1 rRNA gene is annotated in these 260 nt (G+C 47.7%); it reads right to left on the bottom strand.

The window, feature by feature from the left end:
• Window positions 1-201: ribosomal RNA gene (locus tag M3182_RS25930) — 16S ribosomal RNA — on the bottom strand; the annotation flags it as partial.
• Between the last annotated feature and the right edge of the window lie 59 nt (window positions 202-260).

The raw sequence follows: 260 nt of genomic DNA on the forward strand, positions 1-260 counted from the left end.
TTTCCTCATGAGAGGAAATGAATTATCCGGTATTAGCCCCGGTTTCCCGGAGTTATCCCAGTCTTACAGGCAGGTTGCCCACGTGTTACTCACCCGTCCGCCGCTAACCTCAGGGAGCAAGCTCCCAATGGTTCGCTCGACTTGCATGTATTAGGCACGCCGCCAGCGTTCGTCCTGAGCCAGGATCAAACTCTCCAATAAAGAGTATGAGTAAGCTCATAAAATAAAACGTTGGCTCATGTTTTTCTATATTAATAGAA

Source organism: Mesobacillus maritimus (genome assembly GCF_023715205.1).
GTDB classification, from domain to species: Bacteria; Bacillota; Bacilli; order Bacillales; family Cytobacillaceae; genus Mesobacillus_B; species Mesobacillus_B maritimus_C.